This is a genomic window from Hydrogenophaga luteola, from assembly GCF_042648585.1.
Taxonomy (GTDB): Bacteria; Pseudomonadota; Gammaproteobacteria; order Burkholderiales; family Burkholderiaceae_C; genus Hydrogenophaga; species Hydrogenophaga luteola.
This window is the reverse complement of sequence record NZ_JBHRXX010000002.1, coordinates 377533-396236: the sequence shown is the minus strand read 5'-3', so window position 1 is coordinate 396236 and position 18704 is coordinate 377533. Positions and strand designations below refer to the sequence as shown.

Genomic DNA, 18704 nt, shown 5'->3' with positions numbered 1-18704 from the left:
CGCGGCGGCCCCGCCGGTCGTCGGCGAATGCTCACCACAGGGACTGTGGGCGCCCATCGCGCAGGGTCCACGCGTGTTGCGCCATCGCCTGGGCCTCCTGTGCGTCGTGTGTGACGAGGATGGCCGTCATGCCCGCCTCGGCGATGCGCTCGCGGAACTCGTCGCGCAATTGCTCGCGCAGGTGGGCATCCAGCGCGCTGAAAGGCTCATCCAGCAGCAGTGCTCTCGGCTGGGTGATGAGCGCCCGCGCCAGCGCCACGCGCTGCTGCTCGCCGCCCGAGAGCGTCCAGACCCGAGCGTCGCCGTGACCACCCAGGCCAAAACGCGCCAGCATGGCTTGCGCGCGCTCGCGGGCTTTGGCCTTGCGCACGCGCTGCTCGATCAGGCCGAAGGCCACGTTGTCGCGCACGTTCAGATGCGGGAAGAGCGCGAAGTCCTGGAACATCAGAGCGAAGCCGCGCCGCTCTGGCGGCCAGCCGGTGATGTCCACGCCATCGAACCAGACGCTGCCCTGCTCCGGCGCTTCGAGCCCGGCGACGATCTTGAGCAGCGTGCTCTTGCCGCTGCCCGAGGCGCCGAGCAGCGCCACCGTCTCGCCCGCGTCAACGCGCAGGTTCACACCCGAGAGCAGCGGCCACTCCGCAGCGTCATGCCAGTGTTTGTGGATGTTGCGCAGTTCAAGCATGGAGGGCATTGTCCCTGTCGCGTCCCTCGATCAGCAGGAAGGCCAGCAGCGCCAGCGCCATCAGCAGCGCCGCGAGCACGAAGGCAGCGTCGAGCTGGACGGCACCGGGCCGGCCCAGGTGCTGGTGGATAAGGGTGGTGAGCGTGGTCCACTCGGGCCGCGAGAGGAACAGCGTGACCGCGAACTCACCCAGCGCGGTGGCGGCGGCGAAGGCCATGCCGCGCCGCAGCGCGGGTGCGATCAGCGGCAGGGTCACGCGACGGAACACGCGCCAGGGCGAGGCGCCGAGTGTGGCCGCGGCCTGCGCATAGTGGGCGGGCAGGCTGTCGAGCGCAGAGCTGACCGACTTGGTGACGAAGGGCCAGGCCAGCAGCGCATACGCCGCCAGCAGCACCGCGAGGCTCGCACTCCAGTCGGGGTAGAGCAGCAGCAGGCCAAAGGCCACGCTGACGGGCGAGACCACGAAGGGCAGGAAGGCCAGCGCGCGCCAGGCCACCGCGCCTTGCAGGGCAAAGGCGTGCGACAGGCCGAGCGTGGTTGCAAACACGACGGCCAGCACCGAGAAGCGCAGCGTGTTGCCCAGCGCGGTCAAGGTTTCGGGGTCGGTGAGCACGGCCGCACCCTGACCGGAAAAAAGGGCCGCCGCGGCGTGCCAGAGAATGGCCGCCAGCGGCGCAACACAGACCAGCACCAGCAGCCCCATCGCGCCGGCCACGCCGAGCCACTGAAGGGCGCCCGAGGGCCGCTGCCGCAGCACCGGTGTGACCCGCGCCGGCGCGGCCAGCCGCCGTTCCAGCCAGGCATAGGCCAGCGCGACCGCGCCGGTCAGCGCCATCATCCAGACCGCGAGCACACCCGCAAGGCCCAGCTCCAGCTCGTGCGCCACCAGGGTGTAGATCTCGACCTCGGCGGTGGCGAAGCGCTGGCCACCCAGCACCAGCGCGAGGCCGAAGCCCGCAAAGCAGTAGAGGAACACCAGGCACAGCGCCGACGCCAGCCAGGGTGCAATGGCCGGCCACTCGATGCGCCAGAACGCACGCCAGGGTGTGGCGCCCAGGGTGCGTGCGGCCGCCAGCCGCTGAGCGCCGACCTGTTCCAGCGCGTCGACCCCGGCGCGCACCACCAGGCAGAGGTTGAAGAACAGGTTGCCGTAGAGCAGCAGCCAGGGCGTGTCGGTCAGTCCGATGCCGGCCTCGGCCAGCGGCCCGCCGACCAGGCCGCGCGGTCCCCACAGCGCCAGCACGCCCATGGCCGCCACCAGGGTCGGCACCACGAAGGGCAGCATCAGCAGGCGCAGCACCAGTCTGCGGCCCGGAAACTCACGCCGTGCCAGCACCCAGGCACACGGCAGGCCCAGCAGCAGCGCCAGGGCGCAGGTGATGGCCGCCTGCGCGAACGACCACAGCACGCGCCAGCGCAGGTGATCGTCCTGCCAGACGTCGAGCCAGCGCAGCGGTTCGGCATCGGCCGCGCCGGGCGCCAGCCCCTCAGCCAGCAGCCGCAGCACTGGCGCCACCAGCACCACCGCCAGGAAAACCAGCGGCAGTGCAGGCAGCAGCCAGCGGCGGGACAGGCTCACTTGAGGACCGTTTTGGTCCAGCGCTGCAGCCAGGCTTTGCCCTTGCTGTTGATCTCGGCGGGAGCCGGGTTGTCAAACACCGTCGGTTCGACGGCATGCGCCTTCATCACGTCCACCCGCGCCGCGCCGGCTTCGGCCGGGTACATCCACATGGTGGTCTGCAGCGCCTGCTGCGCCGGCGCCGAGCGCAGGAACTCGATGAACTTGCCAGCGGCTTCGCGCGCCGCAGGGTTGCCGCCCTTGACCAAGGCCACACCCTCAACCTGGCGGAACACGCCGCCCTTGAGGAACAGGTTGGCGGTGGGCGACTCGGTGATCTTTTCCTTGCTGTAGAAGACCTCGGCCGCCGGGCTGCTGGCGTAGCTCACCACGATAGGGTGCGTGCCGCCGTTGCGCGTGAACTCGGTGTAGTAGGCCTCGGTCCATCCCTTGACCACCTTCACACCGTTGCCGCGCATCTGGCCCCACCACTCAAAAGCGCCCTCTTCGCCCAGGCCGGCGATGGTCGCAAACAGGAAGGCCTGGCCGGGGCTGGACGTGGCGGGGTTCTGCACCACCAGCAGCTTGGCGTAGGCGGGCTTGGTGAGGTCCTCCAGCGAGGCCGGCAGGGCCAGGCCTTTCTTCGCGAACCAGGCCTTGTCGATGTTGAGATTGACGTAGCCGAAATCCACCGGCACCACGCCGCCGTCCATGCTCACCGCGGCCGCGCGCTGCGCCGCGGGGCCGGTGTAGGGCTCGACCACGCCGGCGGCCAGCGCACGCGGCAGCAGGGTGTTGTCGATGCCAAAGGCCACGTCGGCAATCGGCTTGGCTTTCGTCAGGATGAGCTTGTTGGTCATCTCGCCGGCGTCACCGGCCTTGACGATCTGCAGCCGCACGCCCGCGTCCTTCTCGAACTGCGCCAGCAGCTCCTTGGGCAGGTCGAACGAGCTGTGGGTCAGCACGCGCAGCGGCATGGGTGCCTGCGCCTGGGCCAGGCCCGCGAGCGACAACGAAGAGAGGGAGAAGAGCGCCGAAAAGAGAAACCGCCGTTGCATGTGAAGCCGCCTTGTCAAAACGCCCGCGAGGGCTTGAGCAGGACGGACCACGGCAAACGGCGGACCGGCTTGTCACGCTCCCTACGCTGGCACAACCCAGATCAGGTGAGAGGGGTATTTCTCAGCGCCCAGGCCTTGCGGCGGCGCACCCCCGGTGAAACGCGAGATTGTAGGTTGTGGCAACGTCTGGCGGCGTATCCCGCTCCATGCCTGTCAGCCCAAAGGGATGTTGCTGGCGCGACGGGCGGGCCAAGCCCTAGCATGCGATTTTTCAAGGAAATGCCCATGTCACACACCCCGACCGTCCCCGCACTGCTGGTCACCCTGTGTCTCGGCTTCATTCCCTCTTTCGCAAGTGCACAGTCGGCAGCGCCGCTGCCCACCTTCCCGCCCGACGCCCAGCCGGTGGCGCCCGAGGTGTTGAAGGAAAGACTGACGGGGAACTCGTTCTCCTACCGCACTGCCAGTGGCGGCGAGGTCCGGCTGCAGTTCAAGAGCGATTTCGTGTACGTCAACGCGGGCCAGACCAACGACTCGGGGCGCTGGCGAATCGAAGGCAGCCAGATGTGCATTGAATGGAACCGCATACCAAACAGCGGCTGTTCCGAAGCACGCATGCTTGGCAACACGGTCTACCTCACACGCGTCGCCAACGGCGAGGTGATCAGACTGGAGTAATGCTGAGGCTCTGCAGCCAAGAAAAAAGGCCCTGACGGGCCTTTTTTCCTGAGGTCGGGTGCGACAACCCGGGCAATCAGCCGCCCTTCTTCGAGCGCTTGCCGGGGTTCTTCTTGGTGCGGGTGGCCACACCACGCTCCAGGCTCACGCGCTGGCCACGGCCGGGGGTGGGCAGCACCACGCCGTTGGCGGCGGTGGGACGGGGGGAGGCTTTGCGGTCGGCTTCGGTGACGATTTTGTTGCCCATGTCAGTCTCAAGGGAAAGTTGGTTGGAAACCCCGTATTGGACCACATGACCACGTCCCGCCCAGGTGCCGGGGTGCGGCGCTAAGCTCGCACCATGTTCGCGCTGCTCAAGACCTACTCCTGGCAGGAACTGCGCCACCACCCCTGGCGCACGGCCGCGGCCGTGGTGGCGGTGATGCTGGGCGTGGCACTGGCGCTGGCGGTGCAGCTGATCAATGCGTCGGCGCTGGCGGAGTTTTCCGGGGCGGTGAGCGCGGTGAACGGTCAGCCCGACCTCTCATTGCGCGCGCGCCAGGGCGGGCTGAACGACGCCCTGGTGGAGCCGGTGGCGCAGGCGCCGGGTGTGGCGGCCGCGAGCCCGGTGCTGGAAGTGTCCACATCGGTTCTGCTCGCCAATGACCAGCGCCTGGGCGTGCGGCTGGTCGGCGTGGATGCCCTGTCGGTGGCCGCCGTCTCGCCCGCGCTGATGCCGCTGCCCACGCCGGGCGACGATCCAACGGGCCGGGGGCGCTTCGAGCTGTTCGCCCCCGATGCGGTGTTCCTCAACCCGGCGGCGAGCCAGGCGCTGGCGCCTTCGGGCGATCTACCGGCCACGCTGCAGGTGCAGAGTGGCCTGGAGCGCGCGACCCTGCGGGTAGCCGGCACCGTCAACGCGTCCGGCGCACCCCTGATGGTGATGGACATCGCGGCGGCGCAGGCGCTGATGGACCGCATCGGAGAAATCAGCCGCATCGACCTGCGTCTGGCGCCGGGCACCGATGCGCAAGCCCTGCTGCGCGAACTCGCCCTGCCGCCGTATGTGATCGCCCAGCCGCCCGGTCAGGCGAGCGAGCGCGCCGATAACCTCTCGCGCGCCTACCGGGTCAATCTGACCGTGCTGGCCCTCGTGGCTCTCTTCACCGGCGGCTTCCTGGTGTTCTCAGTGCTCTCGCTGTCGGTCGCACGACGCCAGCAGCAGATTGCGCTGCTCGGCGTCCTGGGTCTCTCGGCGCCGGAGCGGCTGCGCCTGGTGCTTGCCGAGTCGGCGGTGCTGGGCCTGATCGGCAGCGCGCTGGGCGTGGCGCTGGGCACCGGGCTGGCGGTGGCTGCGCTGCGGCTGCTGGGAGGCGACCTGGGCGGAGGCTACTTTTCGGGCGTCGCGCCGTCGCTGCACTGGAGCACGCCGGCCGCCCTGCTCTACGGCGCGCTGGGTGTGGTCGCCGCCCTGGTCGGCGGCTGGTGGCCGGCGCGCGCGGCGGCGGCCATGGCGCCGGCCCTCGCGCTCAAGGGGCTGGGTGCAGCCGGTCCGATGTCCCGGCGAAGCCACTGGCTCGCTGTGGGGCTGGTGGTCCTGGCCGCGACCCTGGCCTGGGCACCGCCGGTTGCGGGCATTCCGCTGGCCGCCTATGTGTCGGTGGGCCTGCTGTTGATCGGAGGTATCGCGGCGCTGCCGCTGGTGGTGGGCGCCCTGCTGGACCGCGTGGCGCCTCGTGTGGCCGGGCAAGCCTTGCCCCTGCTGGCGGTCGAACGCTCGCGGCGCCTGCGCGAGACCGCCGCCGTGGCCACCAGCGGCGTGGTCGCAAGCCTGGCGCTGTCGGTCGCACTGACGGTGATGGTGGCCAGCTTCCGCGACTCGGTGGCGCAGTGGCTCGACGGCGTGCTGCCCGCACAGCTGTATGTGCGCAGTGCGAGCAGTGGCGCGCAAGGGCAGGTCCTGCCGTCAGACTTCGTGGCCGCGGTGCGCGCCGTGCCAGGCGTCGACCGCGTCGACCCGCTGCGCGCCACCGAGGTGCTGGTGGACCCGGCCCGGCCGGCGGTGACTCTGCTGGCGCGGCCGCTGGTGCACGACGACACCGGCGAGCCCGGCCAGCGCCTGCCCCTGATTGGTGACGCGGTGCAGGCGCCGCCCAACACCGTGGCGGTGTACGTGAGCGAGGCCATGATGGATTTGCACGGCGCGCGCCCGGGCGGCGCGCTGGACGCGCTCGCCCCGGCGTTCCCGAAGCTGCCGGCGGGCACCCGCTTCTTTGTGGCCGGCGTCTGGCGCGACTACGTGCGCCAGCACGGCAGCGTGGTCATCGATCTGGCGGACTACCAGCGGCTCTCGGGCGACACCCGCGTCAACGACCTCGCGCTGCACCTCTCGCCTGGCACCGACGAAGACGCGGTGCGCGAGGCCGTCCGTGCGCTGGCGCAGTCCGCGGGCGCACAGGACCTGATCGAGTTCGCTTCGGCGGGCCAGATCCGCGCCACCTCGCTGCGCATTTTCGACCGCAGCTTCGCCGTCACCTACTGGCTGCAGGCGGTGGCCATCGGCATCGGCCTGTTCGGCGTGGCGGCCAGCTTCAGCGCCCAGGTGCTGGCGCGGCGCAAGGAGTTCGGATTGTTGGCCCACCTGGGACTGACGCGCCGGCAGATCCTGGGCGTGGTCGCGCTCGAAGGCCTGTCGTGGACGACCCTGGGCGCACTCGCCGGACTGGCATTGGGTCTGGCCGTGAGCGTGGTGCTGGTGCACGTGGTCAACCCGCAGAGCTTTCACTGGACCATGGAGCTCTCTCTGCCCTGGTGGCGCCTGCTGGCGCTGTGTGCGGCCGTGGTGGCCGCCGGCACGGCCACCGCCTGGCTGGCCGGGCGCGCCGCCGCTGGGCGCGACGCGGTGCAGGCCGTCAAGGAGGACTGGTGATGAACGGTCTCACGCGCCGCGCGCTGATCGCCGCCGGACTGGCGGCGCCGCTGCCTGCGCTTTCACGCGATCTGGTGCCGCGCCCGCTGGTGTTCCCGCGCGACCACGGCACCCACAACGACACGCGCACCGAGTGGTGGTACCTGACCGGCCACGCGAAAGATGCCAGCGGGCGCGAGTTCGGTTTCCAGATCACCTTCTTCCGCAGCCGCGTCGATGGCACCGAATCGCTGCCGGGCCGCCTGGCCGCACGCCAGTTGCTGTTCGCCCACGCCGCCATCACCGATGTGCGCAGCGGCCGGCTGCTGCACGACCAGCGCCTGGCGCGCTGGAACGGCGAACCGCCGGCGCGCACCGAGCGTGCGGTGTTCGCCAGCGCCGAAGACACCCATGTGGCCATCCGCGACTGGTTCCTGCGCCGCGAGGCCGACGGCCGTTACACCACGCGCGCTTCGGGCGACGAGCTGCAGATCGACCTCGAAGCCACGCCCCGCCAGGCCTGGCTGCTGCAGGGCGACCAGGGCTTCTCGCGCAAAGGCCCCGAGGCTTCACAGGCCAGCTTCTACGTCAGCCACCCGCAGCTGGCGGTGCGAGGCACCCTGGGCGTGAAGGGCGAGCGCTTCGAGGTCCAGGGCACGGCCTGGCTGGACCACGAATGGAGCGAGGCGCTCATGCACCCCGAGGCCGTGGGCTGGGACTGGTTCGGCATGAACCTGTTCGACGGCCACAGCGTCACCGCCTTCCAGCTGCGGCGCGCAGACGGCAGCAAGCTCTGGGCCGGCGGGTCCTTCCGTGCCGCCGGCAGCGCCCAGAGCCCGACCGACATCTACCGCTTCCGGCCCGGAGAGCTGGACTGGGTGCCGCAGCGCCACTGGACCAGCCCGCGCACCCGCGCGCGCTATCCGGTGGAGTGGATGGTTCGCACCCCGGCGGACTTCTACACCGTCAAGGCGGTGATCGACCCGCAGGAGCTGGACGCCCAAGGCAGCACCGGCACGGTGTACTGGGAGGGACTGTCCAACCTGTACGACAGCAACGGAAAACACGTCGGCCGCGGCTACCTGGAGATGACCGGCTACGCGAAGCGGCTGGTGCTCTGAGCACACAAGGGCGGCGGACCGTCAAAACAAGGGAGAAACCCCTAAACCGCGCTCACTCGTTGCAACCCATAACGGTTTTACCCATAATGTTGCGCTGCACCATGGGTACCACCACTGCTCCCCTGCAAGTTGGCCTTGAGGATCTCCTCGGCGACATGCAACACGCCCGCCGCATCGGCGATATGGGCCGCCTCGCCCTGCTGGCCTACTGCGAGGTGCGCCGCTGGGCCCGCCAGGCCGGCGAGCCCGAACTGGCCGACCGCTCGACCGAACTGATCACCCGCCACCCGTACGCCAGCCGCGACCAGTTCATGGAACAGATCGACGACCTGATCTTGGCGCTGGAGCAGGCCCACAGCCGCGTGACCGGTCAGCACGCCCCGCAATGAGCCAGGCCGGCGCGAAGCCGGCACACTCGGGGGCATGAGCACCCTGTCTTCCGCAGACCGTCCCCGCGCCACCACCCCCACATCCCTGAGCGGATTGTTCCCGTTCCTGAGGCCCTACCGTTGGCAGATCGCCGGCGCACTGGTGTTCCTGACACTGGCCGCCGTGGCCACGCTGCTGTTTCCGCTGGCACTGCGCCAGCTGATTGACGGCGGACTGGTGTCGGCCGACCGCGGCGACCATACCATGGCCCTGCGCGGCCACTTTCTGCAGCTGTTTGCCGTGGCGGTGCTGCTGGGCCTTTCGTCAGCGGTGCGCTTCTATTTCGTCAGCTGGATCGGGGAGCGCGTAACGGCCGACCTGCGCAATGCCGTCTACAGCCACGTACTGCGCCAGAGCCCGCAGTTTTTCGAAACCACGCAGACCGGCGAGGTGCTCTCGCGTCTGACCACCGACACCACACTTGTGCAGACGGTGGTGGGTTCGTCGATGTCGATGGGCCTGCGCAACGCGGTCACCGGCATCGGCGCGTTGGGCATGCTGATCTGGACCAACCCCTACGTAATGACGCAGGTGCTGCTGATCCTGCTGCTGGTGGTGGCGCCCAGCATGTGGTTCGGACGGCGCGTGCGCAAGCTCTCGCGCGCCAGCCAGGACCGTGTGGCCGACTCCAGCGCCATCGCGGCCGAGGTGCTCAACGCGATTCCGGTGGTGCAGAGTTACGCGGCCGAGGACCGCGAGGCGCAGCGCTTCTCGGCCTCGACCGACAACGCCTTTCTCACCGCCGTGCGGCGCAGCCGCGCCCGCGCCGCGCTGATCGCCTTCATCATCATCAGCACCGCAGCCCTGCTGCTGTGGGGCCTGTACCAGGGCACGCAGGCGGTGATCGCCGGCCAGATCAGCGCCGGCCACCTGGGCCAGACGGTGGTCTACATCATCATCCTGGCGGGCGCGGTGGCGGTGCTGGGCGAGGTCTACGGCGACCTGCTGCGCGCGGCCGGTGCAAGCGAGCGGCTGATGGAGCTGCTGGTGCTGGAGTCGCCGGTGCAGTCGCCGGCGCAACCGGTGTCCGTGCCCTTGCCGCAAGGTGGCAGCACGGTGCGCTTTGAGCAGATCACCTTTCACTACCCCTCGCGCCCGGACCAGCCCGCGCTGTCCGGTCTGAGCCTGGACGTGCGTCCGGGACAGACCGTGGCCCTGGTCGGCCCCAGCGGCGCCGGCAAGACCACGGTCTTCGGCCTGCTGCTGCGCTGGTACGACCCGGCCACGGGCACCATCACGCTGGATGGCACACCGATCCAGCGCATGGGCCTGCAGGCGCTGCGCGAGCGCATCGGCATCGTGCCGCAGGACCCGGTGATCTTCTCCAGCAGCGCGATGGAGAACATCCGCTACGGCAAGCCTGGCGCCAGCGATGACGAGGTGCGCGCCGCCGCGAAGGCAGCCTTTGCAGACGAGTTCATCGTGCGCCTGCCCGAGGGCTACGGCACCTTCCTGGGTGAGCGCGGCGTGCGGATCTCTGGCGGCCAGCGCCAGCGCATCGCGATTGCGCGCGCCATGCTCAAGAACCCGCCGCTGCTGCTGCTCGACGAAGCGACGAGTGCGCTGGACGCGCAGAGCGAGCGCATGGTGCAGGCGGCACTGGAGTCGGCGATGAAGGACCGCACGACACTGGTGATCGCACACCGGCTGGCGACCGTGCAGCAGGCCGACCGCATTCTTGTGCTGGACCACGGGCGTCTGGTGGAGCAAGGCACGCACGCCGAGCTGGTGGCGCTCGGTGGGGTGTATGCGCGGCTGGCTGCTCTGCAGTTTTCTGCCTGAGCTTTGTTGGTTTGATTGCCCGCACCTCGCGCAGGGTGATGCGGGTGGGCGGGCGCAGTCCCCATTCGCGGTTGCCCGCACGGCGGACCACCACAGAGTCGTTGACGAACTGCAGCAGGCCCACCCGCACAGACACCCGCGAGGTGGGACGGAGAACGACCACCCGCACCACCTGCCCTTGCCAGCCAAGCCAGAGCGCTGAAGGAAAAGCGTCAGACCAAAGAAGTCAGACGTGGTGACAAGCCACCAGCCGCCCCTCCACCGCCCGCAACAACGGCAACTCGGAAGAGCAGCGCGCATCCGCCCGCGGACACCGCTTGTGGAACGCACAGCCCGACGGCGGATTCAGCGGACTCGGCAGCTCGCCCGTGATCGGGATCTTCTTCTGCCGTTGCGCCGGATCGATCGACGGTGTCGCCGACAGCAGCGCCTGCGTATACGGGTGCAGCGCGCCCGCGAACAGCGCATCCTTCGGCGCCGACTCCACCACGCGCCCCAGGTACATCACCATCACATGGTCGGCGATGTGCTCCACCACCGCGAGGTTGTGCGAGATGAACACATACGCCGTCTGCAGCTGTTCCTGCAGGTCCATGAACAGATTCAGCACCTGCGCCTGGATCGACACGTCCAGCGCCGAAGTCGGCTCGTCCGCCACCAGGATCTTGGGCTGCAGCACCATCGCGCGCGCAATCGCGATGCGCTGGCGCTGGCCGCCCGAGAACATGTGGGCGTAGCGGTCGGCGTGCTCGGGGCGCAGGCCTACGAGCTTCAGGATCGCCTGCACCTTCTGCTTTCGCTCGTCCGCCGACATGGTCGTGTTCAGCAGCAGCGGCTCGGCGATCTGGTGACCGATCTTCTGGCGCGGATTCAGCGACGCATAGGGGTTCTGGAACACCATCTGCACCTGGCTGCGCAACCGCTTGTACTGCGCGCGGTCGCCCGGCACCACCCACTCACCACCCACCTGCAATCGGCCTTCGGTCGGCTCCTCGATCAGCGTGAGCTGGCGCGCCAGCGTGCTCTTGCCGCAGCCCGATTCGCCCACCACCGCCAGCGTCTGTCCGGCGGCGAGCGAGAAGGACACGTCGACGAGGGCCTTGACGGTCAGCTTCGGTTTGAAGGCGCCCTGCGACACGCCGTAGTGGCGCGTCAGCGACTCGGCCTGCATCACCGGCGTGGCGTTCTGAAGATCCTGACTCATGACACCACCTCCTCGGCCACAAGGGGGAAGAAGCAGCGCACCTGGGCGCCCTCATGGGCGAGCAGCCCGGGGCGTTCGTTCTGGCAGCGCGGCTGAACCTTCGGGCAGCGCGGCGATAGCAGGCAACCGGCCGGCCGGTCGTGCTGGCCGGGCACGATGCCCGGCAGTGTGTGCAGGCGCCGGGCACCGCGGCTGTGCTCGGGCACGCTCTGCAGCAGCGCGGCGGTGTAGGGGTGCGAGGGCGCGGCGAACAGCCGGTCCACCGGGCCCTGTTCGACCACCTGGCCAGCGTACATCACGGCCACGCGCTGCGCCACCTCGGCCACCACCGCCAGGTCGTGCGTGATCAGGATCAGCGCCATGTGGTGCGCCTGCTGCAACTGCACCAGCAGCTCCATGATCTGCGCCTGGATGGTCACGTCCAGCGCCGTGGTCGGTTCGTCTGCGATCAGCAGCTTGGGGTTGCAGGCGATCGCCATCGCGATCATCACGCGCTGCGCCATGCCGCCGGAGAACTGGTGCGGGTAGCTGTCCAGCCGGCTCTGCGCGCCCGGAATCTCGACCATCTGCAGCAGTTCCAGCGCCCGCGCGCGCGCCGCCGCGCCGCGCAGGCCCATGTGTTCGCGCAGCACCTCTTCGAGCTGGTAGCCCACGGTGAAACACGGGTTCAGGGAGGTCATGGGGTCCTGGAAGATCATGGCCATGTCCTTGCCCAGGATCTTGCGGCGCTGACGATCGCTGATCTTCAGCAGGTCCTGCCCGTCAAAGTTCAGGCGCTGCGCGTTCACGCGCCCCTGCCCCGCCAGCAGGCCCATCATCGCCATCATCGAGACCGACTTGCCCGAACCCGACTCGCCGACGATACCCAGCACCTCGCCCTGGTTCAGTTGCAGGTCCAGCCCGTCGACCGCACGGAAGCCACGGCCCTTGGCGCCGAACTCGACGCTCAGTTGTTGGATGTCCAGAAGGCTCATGTTGGTGTTCCTTGCCCGTTCATGAGGCCGACTTGAGTTTGGGGTCGAGCGCGTCTCGCAGCCCGTCTCCCACCAGGTTGATCGCCAGCACCGACAGCAGGATGGTCAGGCCCGGCAGCGTCACCACCCACCACGCGCTCTCGATGTAGTCGCGCGCCGAGGCGAGCATGGTGCCCCACTCGGGCAGCGGCGGCTGCACGCCCAGGCCCAGGAAGCCCAGTGCTGCGATTTCAAGGATCGCGGCGGAGAAGCTCATGGTGGCGTGCACGATCAGCGGCGCGGTGCAGTTGGGCAGCACGGTCACGAACATCAGCCGCAGCGTGCGTGCTCCCGACAGTCGAGCGGCCGTCACGTAGTCGCGCTTGAGCTCGCTCATCGCCGAAGCGCGCACCAGCCGCACATAGGCCGGCAGCGACACCAGGGCGATCGCGATCATGGCGTTGACCAGACCCGGGCCGAGGATGGCCATGATCGCCACCGCCATCAGCAGAGACGGCAGCGCCATCACGATGTCCATGACACGCATGATGGTCGCGTCGACCCACTTGCCAGCGAACGCCGCCACCAGTCCGAGGATCACCCCTGGCACCAGGGCCATCAGAACCGACACCAGACCGACCAGCAGCGACAGCCGCGCGCCATGGATCAGGCGCGAGAGCAGGTCACGACCCAGCTCGTCGGTGCCCAGCAGGAACTGCGAGCTACCACCGGCCCAGACGGGAGCCTGCAGGAAATGGTCGCGGTACTGTTCGATCGGGCTGTGCGGTGCGACCAGCGGCGCGAACAGCGCCAGCACCACCACCACGGCCATGAACAGCAGACCAGCCACAGCCCCCTTGTTGAGCGAGAAGGCTCGCCAGAATTCTTTGAAATTCATGAGGTCACCCGGATGCGTGGGTTGGCCACACCGTAGAGCAGGTCCACGGTGAAGTTGGTCAGGATCACCAGCGTGGCGACCAGCAAAATGCCGTTTTGCACCACTGGGTAGTCGCGCCGGCCGATCGCCTCGATCAGCCATTTGCCGATGCCCGGCCAGGAGAAGATGGTCTCGGTCAGCACCGCGCCGCCCATCAGCGTGCCCACTTGCAGGCCGACCACGGTCAGCACCGGGATCAGCGCGTTGCGCAGCGTGTGCACGAAGATCACGCGCGTGGGCGACAGGCCCTTGGCGCGCGCGGTGCGCACGTAGTCTTCGCGCAGCACCTCCAGCATCGAAGAGCGCGTCATGCGCGCGATCACAGCCAGCGGGATCGTGCCCAGCACGATGGCGGGCAGGATCAGGTGGCGCACCGCGTCCCACCAGGCGCCGGCGTTGAGCTCGGGGTCGGCCTGCTCGGCCAGCCAGGCGTCGATCAGCATGAAGCCGGTCTGCGGCGGCACATCGAACATCAGGTCCAGCCGGCCGGAGACCGGCGTCCAGCCCAGGCCGACCGAGAAGATCAGGATCAGCAGCAGGCCCCACCAGAAGATGGGCATCGAGTAGCCGGTGAGCGCTCCGGTCATGACCGTGTGATCCAGCCACGTCCCGCGCTTGACGGCGGCGAGCACCCCAGCGATGAGACCGAACACCAGTGCGATCAGCAGCGCGCACAGCGCCAGCTCCAGCGTCGCGGGGAACAGCGACTTGAACTCGGTCCAGACGCTGGCCTGTGTCTTGAGCGACTGGCCCAGGTTGCCCTGCGCAAGGTCAGCCAGGTAGCGGCCGTACTGCACGTACAGCGGCTGGTCCAGGCCCAGCTTCTTGAGCGCGGCGGCGTGCATTTCCGGGTCGAGCGTGCGCTCGCCCATCATGACCTCCACCGGATCGCCCGGGATCAGCCGGATGAGCGAGAAGGTCAGCAGCGTGATGCCCAGAAAGGTGGGAATGAGCACCAGCAGTCTTTGGAGAAGGTATCTCAGCATCGGAGATCACTCCTTGTTGTTGTACAAACGCGAAAAAAGAATCAGGCGTCACGGATGACGCCTGAAACCTGACCGGAGCAAAATGCCCCTTCAAGAACGCGGCGGAACCGGCTTTGCCGGGCCGCACGCGTTGCCCCCTGGGGGGGTGACGCCGCAGGCGGCGCGGGGGGTCACTTCACGCCGACGCCTTCAAAGTTGTAGTCGCCGAAGGGGCTGATGACGAAGCCGGACACGTTCTTGCGCATCGGCTGGTTCACCGTCGAGTGGGCGATGGTCGTCCAGGGCAGGTCCTTCTTGAACACCTCCTGCGCCTTCATGTAGAGCTCGGTGCGCTCTTTCTGGTTGGTGCTGTTGCGGGCCTTGAGGGTGTAGCCGTCAAAGTCCTTGCTGCAGTAGCGCGCGTAGTTGGAGCCACCCACGGCTTCGCAGGTCAGCAGCACGCCCAGGAAGTTGTCGGGGCTGGCGTAGTCTCCGGTCCAGCCGATCAAGCCGGTGTCGTGCTCGCCGGCCTTCATGCGCTTGAGGTACTCACCCCATTCGTACTGGGTGATTTTGGCCTTGATGCCCACCTTGGCCCAGTCGGCCTGGATCATCTCGGACATCAGCTTGGCGTTGGGGTTGTACGGGCGCTGCACCGGCATGGCCCAGAGGGTGATCTCGGTGCCTTCGGCCACGCCCGCCTTCTTCAGCAGCTCCTTGGCCTTCTCGGGGTTGTAAGCGGCGTTCTTGAGGTTCTTGTTGTAGGACCACAGCGAGGCCGGGAACGGATTCGAAGCTTCCTGGCCCTGGCCCTGGTAGACGGCGTCGATGATGGCCTTGCGGTTGATCGCCATGTCCAGCGCCTGGCGCACTTCCAGCTTGTTCATCGGGGCCTTCTCGGTGTTGTACGAGAGGTAGCCGATGTTGAAACCTGGCGCGGTGTCGACCTTCAGGTTGGGGTCGGCCTTCATCGCGGCAATGTCCTGCGGCTTGGGGAAGGACATGATGTGGCACTCGCCAGCCTTGAGCTTCTGGAAGCGTACCGAAGCGTCGGTGGTGATCGCGAAGATCAGGTTGTCCACCAGCACACCCTTGGCGTTCCAGTAGTCCTTGTGCTTGGCGTAGCGGATCTGCGCATCCTTCTCATAGCGGCGCAGCACGAACGGGCCGGTGCCCACCGGCTGCTGGTTGATCATGCTGGCCTTGCCTTCGGCGAGCAGCTTGTCGGCGTATTCCTTGGAGAGCACGGAGGCGAACGGCATGGCCAGCTTGACCAGCAGATCCGGGTCGGGCTTCTTGAGCTTGACGACCACGGTCAGCGGATCTGTCTTGGTCACGGACTCGGTGTTGCTTTCCAGACCCACGTCGGAGGCGTAGGGGAATTGCGCCGGGTAGGCCTTGTTGAAGGCGTGCTCCTTGTTGACCATGCGCTCGATGGTGAAGATCACATCGTCAGCGGTCAGGTCACGACCGGGCTTGAAGTAGTCGGTGGTGTGGAACTTCACCCCCTTGCGCAGCTTGAAGGTGTAGGTCAGGCCATCGGCGGAAACAGTCCAGGACTCGGCCAGGCTGGGTTCCACGTCGGTACCACCCTTCTTGAACTGGGTCAGGCGGTTGAAGAGCGCGTGGCCGGCGGCATCGAAAGTGGTGCCAGCCGTGTATTGCGCGGTGTCGAAGCCTTCCGGGCTGCCTTCGGAACAATAGATCAGCGTGCCCGCAGCATGCGACGCAGCGGCAACGGCCGTCATGCCCAGCGCCAGCACCAGTTTCTTCACTTCAAACATAGGGTCTTCCTCAAGTTATGCGGGCGCAGCGGAGTGCTCGCCCGTCGGGTGAAAAATGATTATCAAGACAAATGCCTGTGCCGCTGTCACCTGCGTTGGTGCCACTGGTGTCGAACCACAGTTCCACTTGACCCGTATCAAGAACTGCAAAATCGGTGCCATCTCGCGCCGCCTCGCTGAAAGCGCCACCTCCACCAAGGAACCCCATGATTCGCTGGGAAGCCCACACCTGCCTGCCCCTGCACCCCGACGCCAGTTTTGCACCACTGGAGCACTACCGCACCGCGGGCGTGCACTACGTGAGCATCAATGTGGGCATGGACATGAACCCGCTGTCGCAGATCCTGCCGGTGATCGCCGCGTTTCGCGCCCGGCTGCTTGCAGCACCTGATCGATACCTCCTGCCGGACACGGTAGCCGACATCGAACGCGCGCGTCACGAGGGAAAACTCGCGGTCGGCTTCGACCTTGAAGGCGCACTGCCGCTGCTGGAGCGGCCGGAGATGGTGGCGCTGTACCGCGACCTCGGCGTGCGCCAGATCCACTTCGCCTACAACCGCAACAACAGCGTGGCGGGCGGCTGCCACGACACACCGCAGGGCCTGACCGCGCTGGGGCGCCGGATGGTTGAAGCGATGAACGCAGCGGGCGTGATCATCGACTGCTCGCACACCGAGCGCCGCACCACCCTGGACATCATGGCCCACTCGGCCCGGCCGGTAGTGTTCAGCCACGCCAATCCGCTGACCCTGGTCGAACACGGCCGCAACATCACCGACGAACAGATCCGCGCCTGCGCCGCTACAGGCGGCGTGGTGTGCATCTCCGGTGTCTCCCGTTTTCTCGGCGTCGAATCGCCCACCGCGAACGACATCGTGCGCCACCTGCTGCACGTCGCCGAGCTCGTTGGGACCCGGCACGTCGGGCTAGGCCTGGACATCGGCTTTGGCGAACCCGGCCTCGACGACGACCCGCCCCCGCCCTTTGATACGGGGCACTGGTGGCCCGCCAGTGCAGGCTACGGTCAAGGCATCCGGCAGATGCGGTATGCGCCGGTCGACACCTGGAAACAGCTGCCCGAAGCCCTGCGCGCGGTGGGCATGGCCGACGCCGACATCGACGGCATCGTCGGTGGAAACATGGCGCGGGTGGCCCGGCAGGTCTGGGAACGGTCAGTCGGCTGAAACCCCAGGTTATGCATCTGGCGCATAAAGGAATGGCAACTCGGCCTTGGACAGCAGAGGCAGGCGGTCCGTACAGTCCCGCCCATCGGCTCCACCGTGGAACGATGAGACAACCCACAAGGACACCTCGCACATGTCACAAGCACCGCACCCGGCTGGCGCCGCGGCCAACAGCCCGGCAGCCTTCACCAACGCCTTGCCTTCCTACCTGGACCCTAGCAATCTCGGCCCCTGGGGCATCTACCTGCAACAGGTCGACCGCGTCGCGCCCTACCTCGGCAGCCTTGCCCGCTGGGTCGACACACTCAAGCGACCCAAGCGCACATTGATCGTCGACGTGCCGATCCACCTGGACGACGGCACCGTGGCCCACTTCGAAGGCTACCGCGTGCAGCACAACACCAGCCGCGGCCCGGGCAAGGGCGGCGTTCGCTTCCACCAGAACGTGACCCTGTCCGAGGTGATGGCGCTGTCGGCCTGGATGTCGATCAAGAACGCGGCGGTCAACGTGCCCTATGGTGGCGCCAAGGGCGGCATCCGCGTCGACCCACGCCAGCTGTCGATCGGTGAACTTGAGCGCGTGACCCGGCGCTACACCAGCGAGATCGGCATCATCATCGGCCCGACCAAGGACATCCCGGCACCCGACGTCAACACCAACGAACAGGTGATGGCCTGGATGATGGACACCTACTCGATGAACGAGGGTGCCACCGCCACCGGCGTGGTCACCGGCAAGCCGGTCGATCTCGGCGGCTCACTGGGCCGCCGTGAAGCCACCGGCCGCGGCGTGTTCACGGTGGGCGTCGAAGCCGCCAAGCACATCGGCCTGGACATCTCCAAAGCCCGCGTCGCTGTGCAGGGCTTCGGCAACGTCGGCGGCGTCGCCGGCAAGCTGTTTGCCGAAGCCGGCGCCAAGATCGTCGCGGTACAGGACCATGGTGGCACCGTCTACCGCGAGTCTGGCCTGGACGTGCCCGCCCTGCTCGCCCACGTGGCCCGGGTCGGCTCGGTCGCCGGGTTCACCGGTGGCGAAGTGATCGACAACGACGCTTTCTGGGGCGTGCCCTGCGAGATCCTGATTCCTGCGGCACTGGAACAGCAGATCACCGAAGCCAACGCCGGCCGCATCCAGGCCAAGATGATCATCGAAGGCGCCAACGGCCCGACCACGCCCCAGGCCGACGACATCCTGCACGACCGCGGCATCCTGGTGCTGCCCGACGTGATCGCCAACGCTGGCGGCGTGACCGTGAGCTACTTCGAGTGGGTGCAGGACTTCTCCAGCTTCTTCTGGAGCGAGGACGAGATCAACGAGCGCCTGGTGCGCATCATGAAGGGCGCGTTCGCAGCGGTTTGGCAGGTGGCCGAAGAGAACAAGGTCAGTCTGCGCACCGCCACCTTCATTGTGGCCTGCAAGCGCATCCTGCATGCACGCGACCTGCGCGGTCTGTACCCCTGATCTGCCCACCATGAAAA

General features: G+C 67.8%; 16 protein-coding genes and 1 riboswitch. Of the genes, 7 read left to right on the top strand and 9 right to left on the bottom strand.

Annotation, left to right across the window (positions count from 1 at the left end; genetic code table 11):
- Positions 1 to 31 precede the first annotated feature (31 nt).
- Genes ACFOPI_RS05670 through ACFOPI_RS05660 form a run of 3 tightly spaced genes read right to left on the bottom strand, consistent with a single transcriptional unit; the run spans position 32 to position 3301 of the window.
- On the bottom strand, positions 32 to 685 hold the full coding sequence (locus tag ACFOPI_RS05670; protein ID WP_382171942.1) for an ABC transporter ATP-binding protein: 654 nt from the start codon (positions 683 to 685) through the stop codon (positions 32 to 34).
- Positions 678 to 2264: an ABC transporter permease gene (locus ACFOPI_RS05665; protein ID WP_382171939.1), complete on the bottom strand. Its 1587-nt coding sequence runs from the start codon at positions 2262 to 2264 to the stop codon at positions 678 to 680. Before ACFOPI_RS05665 ends, ACFOPI_RS05670 begins: the two co-directional genes overlap by 8 nt.
- The gene (locus ACFOPI_RS05660) at positions 2261 to 3301 is read right to left on the bottom strand and encodes a thiamine ABC transporter substrate-binding protein (RefSeq protein WP_382171936.1); all 1041 of its coding nucleotides are present in this window, start codon (positions 3299 to 3301) and stop codon (positions 2261 to 2263) included. Before ACFOPI_RS05660 ends, ACFOPI_RS05665 begins: the two co-directional genes overlap by 4 nt.
- 60 nt (positions 3302 to 3361) lie before the next feature.
- Positions 3362 to 3464: riboswitch (TPP riboswitch) on the bottom strand.
- A gap of 122 nt (positions 3465 to 3586) precedes the next feature.
- On the opposite strand from ACFOPI_RS05660, the gene ACFOPI_RS05655 reads away from it, so the two are divergent.
- Entirely contained in the window at positions 3587 to 3979 is a 393-nt protein-coding gene (locus ACFOPI_RS05655; RefSeq protein WP_382171934.1) for a hypothetical protein, read from the top strand.
- Positions 3980 to 4055: 76 nt separating this feature from the next.
- Here ACFOPI_RS05655 and ACFOPI_RS05650 read toward each other — a convergent pair whose 3' ends face one another.
- The gene (locus tag ACFOPI_RS05650; protein WP_382171931.1) at positions 4056 to 4226 is read right to left on the bottom strand and encodes a hypothetical protein; all 171 of its coding nucleotides are present in this window, start codon (positions 4224 to 4226) and stop codon (positions 4056 to 4058) included.
- A 93-nt stretch (positions 4227 to 4319) separates the two neighbouring features.
- Between ACFOPI_RS05650 and ACFOPI_RS05645 the strand changes: the two genes are divergently transcribed.
- The 4 genes from ACFOPI_RS05645 to ACFOPI_RS05630 all read left to right on the top strand — a co-directional run bounded on the left by ACFOPI_RS05645 (position 4320) and on the right by ACFOPI_RS05630 (position 10198).
- On the top strand, positions 4320 to 6887 hold the full coding sequence (locus tag ACFOPI_RS05645; protein ID WP_382171928.1) for an FtsX-like permease family protein: 2568 nt from the start codon (positions 4320 to 4322) through the stop codon (positions 6885 to 6887).
- Positions 6887 to 7987, top strand: a complete 1101-nt coding sequence (locus tag ACFOPI_RS05640) for a lipocalin-like domain-containing protein (protein ID WP_382171925.1) — start codon at positions 6887 to 6889, stop codon at positions 7985 to 7987. Before ACFOPI_RS05645 ends, ACFOPI_RS05640 begins: the two co-directional genes overlap by 1 nt.
- Positions 7988 to 8142: 155 nt before the next feature.
- A complete protein-coding gene (locus ACFOPI_RS05635) occupies positions 8143 to 8376 on the top strand; it encodes a hypothetical protein (protein ID WP_382171922.1) in 234 nt (77 codons plus the stop codon).
- Between the two features lie 34 nt (positions 8377 to 8410).
- Complete coding sequence (locus tag ACFOPI_RS05630; protein WP_382171920.1) at positions 8411 to 10198, top strand: ABC transporter transmembrane domain-containing protein; 1788 nt, start codon at positions 8411 to 8413, stop codon at positions 10196 to 10198.
- A 226-nt stretch (positions 10199 to 10424) separates the two neighbouring features.
- Here the strand turns inward: ACFOPI_RS05630 and ACFOPI_RS05625 are convergent, their stop codons facing one another.
- The 5 genes from ACFOPI_RS05625 to ACFOPI_RS05605 all read right to left on the bottom strand — a co-directional run bounded on the left by ACFOPI_RS05625 (position 10425) and on the right by ACFOPI_RS05605 (position 16041).
- Positions 10425 to 11402 carry a dipeptide ABC transporter ATP-binding protein gene (locus tag ACFOPI_RS05625; protein WP_382171918.1) on the bottom strand — a complete coding sequence of 326 codons (978 nt, stop codon included), beginning with the start codon at positions 11400 to 11402 and terminating at the stop codon, positions 10425 to 10427.
- Positions 11399 to 12376, bottom strand: a complete 978-nt coding sequence (locus tag ACFOPI_RS05620; RefSeq protein WP_382171916.1) for an ABC transporter ATP-binding protein — start codon at positions 12374 to 12376, stop codon at positions 11399 to 11401. The genes ACFOPI_RS05625 and ACFOPI_RS05620 overlap by 4 nt, the downstream gene beginning before the upstream one ends.
- A gap of 19 nt (positions 12377 to 12395) precedes the next feature.
- Positions 12396 to 13253, bottom strand: a complete 858-nt coding sequence (locus tag ACFOPI_RS05615) for an ABC transporter permease subunit (RefSeq protein ID WP_382171914.1) — start codon at positions 13251 to 13253, stop codon at positions 12396 to 12398.
- The gene (locus tag ACFOPI_RS05610) at positions 13250 to 14278 is read right to left on the bottom strand and encodes an ABC transporter permease subunit (protein ID WP_382171911.1); all 1029 of its coding nucleotides are present in this window, start codon (positions 14276 to 14278) and stop codon (positions 13250 to 13252) included. The genes ACFOPI_RS05615 and ACFOPI_RS05610 overlap by 4 nt, the downstream gene beginning before the upstream one ends.
- Before the next feature lie 170 nt (positions 14279 to 14448).
- Complete coding sequence (locus ACFOPI_RS05605; protein WP_382171908.1) at positions 14449 to 16041, bottom strand: ABC transporter substrate-binding protein; 1593 nt, start codon at positions 16039 to 16041, stop codon at positions 14449 to 14451.
- A gap of 206 nt (positions 16042 to 16247) precedes the next feature.
- Here ACFOPI_RS05605 and ACFOPI_RS05600 point away from each other — a divergent pair, with 206 nt between their 5' ends.
- Together ACFOPI_RS05600 and ACFOPI_RS05595 are read left to right on the top strand one after the other, a co-directional pair.
- Positions 16248 to 17225 carry a dipeptidase gene (locus tag ACFOPI_RS05600; RefSeq protein WP_382171906.1) on the top strand — a complete coding sequence of 326 codons (978 nt, stop codon included), beginning with the start codon at positions 16248 to 16250 and terminating at the stop codon, positions 17223 to 17225.
- Between the two features lie 133 nt (positions 17226 to 17358).
- Positions 17359 to 18687, top strand: coding sequence for a Glu/Leu/Phe/Val family dehydrogenase (locus tag ACFOPI_RS05595; protein WP_382171903.1), 1329 nt, complete (start codon positions 17359 to 17361; stop codon positions 18685 to 18687).
- Positions 18688 to 18704 lie beyond the last annotated feature (17 nt).

Coding starts and splice junctions, on each gene's coding strand:
- ACFOPI_RS05670 (WP_382171942.1), bottom strand. CDS start 685: ATGCTTGAACTGCGCAACATCCACAAACACTGGCATGACGCTGCGGAG.
- ACFOPI_RS05660 (WP_382171936.1), bottom strand. CDS start 3,301: ATGCAACGGCGGTTTCTCTTTTCGGCGCTCTTCTCCCTCTCTTCGTTG.
- ACFOPI_RS05655 (WP_382171934.1), top strand. CDS start 3,587: ATGTCACACACCCCGACCGTCCCCGCACTGCTGGTCACCCTGTGTCTC.
- ACFOPI_RS05650 (WP_382171931.1), bottom strand. CDS start 4,226: ATGGGCAACAAAATCGTCACCGAAGCCGACCGCAAAGCCTCCCCCCGT.
- ACFOPI_RS05645 (WP_382171928.1), top strand. CDS start 4,320: ATGTTCGCGCTGCTCAAGACCTACTCCTGGCAGGAACTGCGCCACCAC.
- ACFOPI_RS05640 (WP_382171925.1), top strand. CDS start 6,887: ATGAACGGTCTCACGCGCCGCGCGCTGATCGCCGCCGGACTGGCGGCG.
- ACFOPI_RS05635 (WP_382171922.1), top strand. CDS start 8,143: ATGCAACACGCCCGCCGCATCGGCGATATGGGCCGCCTCGCCCTGCTG.
- ACFOPI_RS05630 (WP_382171920.1), top strand. CDS start 8,411: ATGAGCACCCTGTCTTCCGCAGACCGTCCCCGCGCCACCACCCCCACA.
- ACFOPI_RS05625 (WP_382171918.1), bottom strand. CDS start 11,402: ATGAGTCAGGATCTTCAGAACGCCACGCCGGTGATGCAGGCCGAGTCG.
- ACFOPI_RS05620 (WP_382171916.1), bottom strand. CDS start 12,376: ATGAGCCTTCTGGACATCCAACAACTGAGCGTCGAGTTCGGCGCCAAG.
- ACFOPI_RS05615 (WP_382171914.1), bottom strand. CDS start 13,253: ATGAATTTCAAAGAATTCTGGCGAGCCTTCTCGCTCAACAAGGGGGCT.
- ACFOPI_RS05610 (WP_382171911.1), bottom strand. CDS start 14,278: ATGCTGAGATACCTTCTCCAAAGACTGCTGGTGCTCATTCCCACCTTT.
- ACFOPI_RS05605 (WP_382171908.1), bottom strand. CDS start 16,041: ATGTTTGAAGTGAAGAAACTGGTGCTGGCGCTGGGCATGACGGCCGTT.
- ACFOPI_RS05600 (WP_382171906.1), top strand. CDS start 16,248: ATGATTCGCTGGGAAGCCCACACCTGCCTGCCCCTGCACCCCGACGCC.
- ACFOPI_RS05595 (WP_382171903.1), top strand. CDS start 17,359: ATGTCACAAGCACCGCACCCGGCTGGCGCCGCGGCCAACAGCCCGGCA.